This is a genomic window from Streptomyces solincola (assembly GCF_002982015.1).
GTDB lineage: Bacteria > Actinomycetota > Actinomycetes > Streptomycetales > Streptomycetaceae > Streptomyces > Streptomyces solincola.
The window spans coordinates 1-6,656 of record NZ_PVLV01000554.1; the positions used below are offsets into that span (position 1 = coordinate 1).

General features: G+C 72.4%; 8 protein-coding genes. 7 read left to right on the forward strand and 1 reads right to left on the reverse strand.

What is annotated here, in order from left to right:
• Positions 1–70 precede the first annotated feature (70 nt).
• The 3 genes from C6N75_RS26975 (at position 71) to C6N75_RS26985 (ending at position 1,999) form a co-directional block, all read left to right on the forward strand.
• Positions 71–358: a DUF4190 domain-containing protein gene (locus tag C6N75_RS26975; RefSeq protein WP_105871494.1), complete on the forward strand. Its 288-nt coding sequence runs from the start codon at positions 71–73 to the stop codon at positions 356–358.
• Positions 359–578: 220 nt separating this feature from the next.
• Complete coding sequence (locus tag C6N75_RS26980) at positions 579–1,748, forward strand: cysteine desulfurase family protein (RefSeq protein WP_105871488.1); 1,170 nt, start codon at positions 579–581, stop codon at positions 1,746–1,748.
• Between the two features lie 68 nt (positions 1,749–1,816).
• Positions 1,817–1,999 carry a DUF6480 family protein gene (locus C6N75_RS26985; protein ID WP_105871489.1) on the forward strand — a complete coding sequence of 61 codons (183 nt, stop codon included), beginning with the start codon at positions 1,817–1,819 and terminating at the stop codon, positions 1,997–1,999.
• 26 nt (positions 2,000–2,025) lie between these two features.
• On the opposite strand, the gene C6N75_RS26990 is transcribed toward C6N75_RS26985, so the two are convergent.
• Positions 2,026–2,736 (reverse strand): N-acetylmuramoyl-L-alanine amidase, encoded by a 711-nt coding sequence (locus C6N75_RS26990; protein WP_105871490.1) that lies wholly within the window; start codon positions 2,734–2,736, stop codon positions 2,026–2,028.
• 61 nt (positions 2,737–2,797) lie between these two features.
• Between C6N75_RS26990 and mnmA the strand changes: the two genes are divergently transcribed.
• The 4 genes from mnmA to C6N75_RS31165 all read left to right on the forward strand — a co-directional run.
• Positions 2,798–3,922, forward strand: a complete 1,125-nt coding sequence (mnmA, locus tag C6N75_RS26995; protein WP_105871491.1) for a tRNA 2-thiouridine(34) synthase MnmA — start codon at positions 2,798–2,800, stop codon at positions 3,920–3,922.
• Between the two features lie 183 nt (positions 3,923–4,105).
• The gene (locus C6N75_RS27000; protein ID WP_105871492.1) at positions 4,106–4,429 is read left to right on the forward strand and encodes a hypothetical protein; all 324 of its coding nucleotides are present in this window, start codon (positions 4,106–4,108) and stop codon (positions 4,427–4,429) included.
• Positions 4,426–6,183, forward strand: coding sequence for an alpha/beta hydrolase (locus C6N75_RS27005; RefSeq protein ID WP_105871493.1), 1,758 nt, complete (start codon positions 4,426–4,428; stop codon positions 6,181–6,183). Before C6N75_RS27000 ends, C6N75_RS27005 begins: the two co-directional genes overlap by 4 nt.
• A gap of 95 nt (positions 6,184–6,278) precedes the next feature.
• The coding region (locus C6N75_RS31165) for a hypothetical protein (RefSeq protein ID WP_219852920.1) at positions 6,279–6,656 on the forward strand (378 nt) is incomplete at its 3' end.

Sequence of the window (6,656 nt, forward strand, 5' to 3'; positions counted from 1 at the left end):
CTCCTCGGCGGCGTTCCCGTACCGGCACCGCCCGTTCCCCCGGTACGGGAACGCCGCCGAGGAGACCGCCATGGAGCTCACCCGACCGACCACCGCCTCCCCCGAGCGGGCCCGCGCCCGACGCCGGTTCGACGCCGACGGCATGGCCGTCGCGGCGTTCGTACTGGGCCTGGTGGGACTGCTGGTGATGAACATCGTGCTCGGCCCCGTCGCCGTCGTGCTCGCCGTCCTCGCCCTCCGCCGCGGCACCGCCCGCCGCGCCCGCGCGCTGCTCGGCCTCGGGCTCGGCGTCGCCGACCTGGTGGTACTGGCCGTGGTCATGAGCACCTCCGGTGGATCGGCCTGGTCCATCGCCTGATCGCCTGATCGCCTGATCGCCTGATCGCTTGATCGCCTGATCCGAGGGACGCGGCCGGCCCTGGTCCCAGACCCGGCCCTGGTGTCGGTCCCGGTCCCGGTCCCGGCGTGGTTCCTCCTGTCGGTCATCACGTCGATCCCTGGCGCGGTTCCGGATGCCTGTCCGGATCCCGGATGGCGGGCGTCGTCCGCCGCCCGACGCCTCGTAGAATCGGGGCACCATGGCCTACCTCGACCACGCCGCGACCACTCCGATGCTGCCGGAGGCGATCGAGGCGATGACCGCCCAGCTCGCCGTCACGGGCAACGCGTCCTCGCTGCACGCCGCCGGCCGCCGGGCCCGCCGTACCGTCGAGGAGGCGCGGGAGAGCCTCGCCGAGGCGTTCGGGGCGCGCCCCAGCGAGGTGGTGTTCACCTCCGGCGGCACCGAGTCCGACAACCTCGCCGTCAAGGGCCTGTACTGGGCCCGCCGGGACGCCGACCCGCGCCGCACCCGGGTGCTCACCACCCCCGTCGAGCACCACGCCGTCCTGGACGCGGTGCACTGGCTGGGCGAGCACGAGGGCGCCGCCGTCGAGTACCTGCCGGTGAACGGCTACGGCCGGCTCCACCCGGACGTGCTGCGCGACGCCCTCGCCCAGGACCCGGACACCGTCGCCCTGGTCACCGCCATGTGGGCCAACAACGAGATCGGCACCATCTCCCCGGTGGCCGAACTGGCCGCTGTCGCGCGCGAGTTCGACGTCCCGATGCACTCCGACGCGGTCCAGGCCGCGGGCCAGCTCCCGGTGTCCTTCGCCGACTCCGGACTCGCCGCCATGACCGTCTCCGGTCACAAGATCGGCGGCCCCTACGGCATCGGCGCGCTGCTCCTCGGCCGCGACCACAGCCCCGTCCCGGTCCTGCACGGCGGCGGCCAGGAGCGCCAGGTGCGCTCCGGGACGCTGGACGTGCCGGCCGTCGCCGCCTTCGCCGTCGCCGCCCGCCTCGCCGGCGAGCGCCGGTCCGAGTTCGCGGCTGCCGTCGGCGCACTCCGCGACGAGCTCGTCCAGGCGATACGCGACGCCGTCCCGGACGCCGTCCTCGGCGGCGACCCCGACCCGGCCGGCCGGCTCCCCGCCAACGCCCACTTCTCCTTCCCCGGCTGCGAGGGCGACTCCCTGCTCCTCCTCCTGGACGCCCAGGGCATCGAGTGCTCCACCGGCTCCGCCTGCACCGCCGGCATCGCCCAGCCCAGTCACGTCCTGCTGGCCACCGGCAGTGATCCGGACCTGGCCCGCGGCACCCTGCGCTTCAGCCTCGGCCACACCACCACCCGCGCCGACGTCGAGGCCCTGGCCAAGGCGATCGGCCCGGCCGTGGAGCGGGCCCGCACCGCCGGGCTGAGCTGACCGCCCCCGTCGGCCCGCCGGCCCGCCATGGGGTGCGTAACCGGGATCATCGGGGCAACCTGGGAGGTATGACCGATCCCCTGGTACCGCCCGGAGAGACCCCGCCTGTCGAGGGCTCGACCGCCGAGGCCCACGAGGAACGCGCCGACGGCGGCCCCTGGGAGCACCCGGGGCTGTGGGTATGGCTGGTGATCATCGTCGCCCTGGCGGTAGCCGCGTTCTTCGTGGCCCGCTTCGCGTCCCTCATCTGACCCCCGACTGTGACCCGACGCCGGGTCTACCGCGACCCAGACGCCTCGTCGGTCGTGTCGTTCCGGGCGTCGGTCGAGGCCGTCCGCACCAGCCTCAGATAGCGGGACCAGTCCCAGTGCGGCCCGGGATCGGTGTGGTCGGTGCCCGGCACCTCCACATGGCCGATGATGTGCTCGCGGTCCACCGGTATCCCGTAGCGGGCGCATATCCCCGCCGTCAGCCGCGCCGACGCCGCGTACATCGCCGCGGTGAAGTCCTGCGGCCGGTCCACGAACCCCTCGTGCTCGATGCCGATGCTGCGCTCGTTCATCGAGCGGTTCCCCGCGTGGTAGGCCACGTCCAGCTCGCGGATCATCTGCGCGACGTGCCCGTCCTTGCGCACCACGTAGTGGGTGGCCGCCTGATGGGCCGGGTCCTTGAACACCCGCAGCGCCGACGCGAAACTGCCCTGCACCACATGGATCACCACCCGGTCCACGGTGTAGTCGTCCGGCCGGTCCGCCCGCCGCCAGTTCGCCTCCGACGCGGCCGTCCACTGCGCCCCCGGATGGTCCAGCTCGCCCGGCACCCGGGCCTTCTCCACCCCCGGCACCCGGTACCAGGCGCCGCGCAGCTCGTCCCGCGCCAGCACGGCCGCGCCGCCCAGCAGGGCCGCCCCGCCGCCGATCAGCACGGTGCGCCTGTCCACGCCGTGCCCGCCGCGTCTCCCGCGTCCGCCGCGCTTGTTCTCGCCCATGTGATCGTCAACGCATATCCCCAGGAGTGTGGTTCCCGGGCACCCGTACCCTGGTAGGGCTATGACACAGACTTCCCAGCGCCCCCTGCGCGTGCTCGCCGCCATGTCGGGCGGCGTGGACTCCGCCGTCGCCGCCGCCCGCGCCGCCGAGGCCGGCCACGACGTCACCGGAGTGCACCTCGCGCTCTCGGCGAACCCGCAGTCCTTCCGTACCGGCGCGCGCGGCTGCTGCACGATCGAGGACTCCCGCGACGCCCGCCGCGCGGCCGACGTCATCGGCATCCCGTTCTATGTCTGGGACCTGGCGGAACGGTTCCGCGAGGACGTCGTGGACGACTTCGTCGCCGAGTACGAGGCAGGCCGCACCCCCAACCCGTGCCTGCGCTGCAACGAGAAGATCAAGTTCGCCGCCCTGCTGGACAAGGCGCTCGCTCTCGGCTTCGACGCGGTCTGCACCGGCCACTACGCGACCGTGGTGGCGGCCGAGGACGGCAGCCGCGAGCTGCACCGCGCAAGTGACATGGCCAAGGACCAGTCGTACGTCCTCGGTGTGCTGGACGAGAAGCAGCTCGCGCACGCGATGTTCCCGCTCGGCGACACCCTCACCACCAAGGACGAGATCCGCGCCGAGGCCGAGCGCCGGGGGCTGGCCGTGGCCAAGAAGCCCGACAGCCACGACATCTGCTTCATCGCCGACGGCGACACCCAGGGCTTCCTCGCCCAGCGGCTCGGCCGCGCCGAGGGCGACATCGTCGACGAGTCCGGCGCTCGCCTCGGCACCCACGAGGGCGCCTACGGCTTCACCATCGGCCAACGCAAGGGCCTGCGGATCGGCCACCCGGCGCCCGACGGCAAGCCCCGCTACGTCCTGGACATCTCTCCCGTCTCCAACACCGTCACCGTGGGCCCCGCCGAAGCCCTCGACGTCACCGCCCTCACCGCGATCAAGCCCCGCTGGTGCGGCGCCGCCCCCACCGGCCCCGGCGCCTACACCGCGCAGCTCCGCGCCCACGGCGGCGAGACCGAGGTGACCGCCGAGATGGCCGACGGGGAGCTGAAGGTCTCCTTCGCCACCCCCGTCCGCGGCGTCGCCCCCGGTCAGGCGATCGTCCTCTACGACGGCACCCGGGTGGTCGGCTCCGCCACCATCGCCACCACCGTGCGCCGGACCGCCGTCACCGCGTGACGCCCCGCTGACCCAGGGAACGGGTGTGCGGGCGGTGTGCGCCCGCCGCCCGCCACCCCGGGCCCGATCGACATCCCCGCGACTCCGCCGCATCCCCCGCCCCCTTTCTGTGGCTTTCCGTCCCGCTAGCCTCACGCTCCGCGACCGACCGTCGGTCGCCCTGAGCGCGAGGGGGCACCCCGGATGGCACACGAGCAGTCCGGCGGCCGGCACGGCCCCGTCCTCCAGCACGGCCGCGACCCCTGGGCCGGCGCCTCCGCCACCGCCGCCGAGCTGCGTGTCAGCGCCGCGGAGGGCCGCACCGGACTGGGCGCCGGCCACGACGGGCTGACCGCCCGAGCGGCCGGCCTCGCCGCGGCCGCCGCCCTGGCCGGGGTCCTCACCTCCTGGGAGGACCGCCTCGCCGCCATCCGCGACGAATGCGACCACCTCAGCGGCACGCTCCGCCAGGCGACCGCCCATCTCGGCGAGGTCGACACCGCGACCGCCGGAGCGGTGGCCCGATGACCGGGACGGCCCTCACCTGGCAGCGCCTGCGCGACCTGACCCCCGCCGACTTCGAGGCGGCCGGCAACCGCTGGCACGCCGTCTCCAACCGGGCCGCCGCCGACGCGGTACGGGTCGGCCAAGCCCTGACCGCCCCGCTCCGCGAGACCCAGCGCGGCGAGGCGGCGACGGCGGCCGTACGGCGACTGGAGCGGCTGCGCCGCAACTACGAGTACGTCCGCACCGAGTGCGGCCTGGTCCGCACCACCCTCAACGGCCTCGCCACCGACCTCGCCGAACCGCAGCGCCGCTTACGGCAGGCCCTGGACGAGGCGGCCGAACTGCGCTTCACCGTCCACCCCGACGGGTCGGTGGCCTACCCCGCCTCCACCGTCGACACCCTGCTCGGCTCCCAGGACACCCCCGCCGGCCGCGCCGACGGCCGCGGCGCGCTGCCCCTCGACCTGGCTCCCGGCCCCGCCGTCCGCCCGCTCAACCCCCACGCCGACAAAGCCCAGGCCCTCGCCGACAGCATCGCCCGCGCGGTGCGCGCCGCGGTGGAAATCGACGCCCGGTACGCCCGCACCCTGCACGGCCTGCGCGCCGCCAAGGGCCTCGACGTCACCCAGGCCGTCCTCGCCGACGTCCGCCGCGACGCCGCGGACGTCCGCGCCACCGCACGTGACTACCTCGTCGGCCTGATCCCCTACGAGGGGAGCCCCGCCGAGCGCAAGGCCTGGTGGGACGCGCTCCCTGACGAGCAGCGCCAGGAGTTCCTGCGGATCGCCCCCGACCTGATCGGCGACCTCGACGGCATCCCGGCCACCATCCGCGACCAGGCCAACCGCACCTACCTCCCCATCCTCATGGCCGAACTCGCGTCCCGCGGCGACCCCGAGTCCCAGACCAAGCTGGAAGCCCTCCGCCTGATCCAGGACCGGCTGGCACAGCCCGGCGGCCTGCCCATGTACCTCCTCGACATCGGCGCCGAAGGCAACGGCCGCGCGGTCGTCGCCTACGGCAACCCGGACACCTCCCGACACGTGGCGACCTACGTTCCAGGCTTGGGGACGAAACTGGACGCGGAGTTCGTCGAGGACACGATGGTCCGTGCGGAAGACACGGCGCTCGGTGCTCAAGACATCGATCCCTCCAGTGCATCGATTATCTGGCTGGGCTACGACGCTCCCCTGAGCGCCGACGTAGCAAGTACGGGCGACGCTGATCGCGGGGCACCCGCATACAACTCCTTCATGTCGGGCCTTACAGCGACCAATGAGGCTGGCAACCCGCACTTCACGGCTATCGGTCACTCCTACGGCTCGCTCACCGTAGGCACGGCTGCCCGTCAGTCGGGCGGCATTCCCGGAGTCGACGACATCATTCTTCTTGGCAGCCCCGGCGTTGGGGTGCAGAAGGCCGAAGACCTAGGTGTGGGTCGCGACCATGTCTTCGTCGGAGCGGCGGAGAACGATCCTGTTACCCATCTGCCCGCAAAGGACGAGGCGCTACTGGCCGGCCCCGGGGCGGTGATCTACGGCGACGTCTACGACAAGAACAATGACGACCTTTACTTCGGTAAAGATCCGTCGAGCGAGGCTTTCGGGGCGCAGCGGTTCAAGACTGACCCCGGCCCGATGCCTGTTATGGAGTTGGGCGGCTTTCAGGCCCACTCTCAGTACTTCACTCCCGGCCTCGATTCGGAGTCGGCGAGCAACATCGCCAGAGTAGTTGGCGGTACATCGCACAGGGTTACCGAGGAGGAACGAAGGTGATGCCGAGACGAGCCCTTGGCCTAGTGATCGCTGGTCTCATGGTTACCGGGTGCGGTATTGCGCAACGGGGTGCGGGCGCTGGAGGCGTCGCAAACATGAACATGCAGCAGGCCGCACAGCGGGCCGACGAACTTCTTGACGCCACAATGGGCGCTATCGTCCCCCCGGTCGTGTGGACCCATCACATCACCACGATGACCAGTTGCAGTGTCAAGCGGCGACGCAAAGTACTGACCATCATTGCGCCAGAGCGGCTGGGCAGCTTTCTGGGAGTAGTGCAGCGCCACTGGCAGAGTAGCGGGCACAGGATCACGTCGGTGAACCGCTCTCGAGACATGCCCGCAATCTTCGCAAGGTCGCCCGACGGCTTTCAATTGGCGCTCAGCGTCGGCTACAAGGGCCAAGCTTCCTTCGAAGTAGCCACCCCCTGCGTAGCAAAATCCTCCGTCGCCGCCCCCCGGACCCCGCCCAAC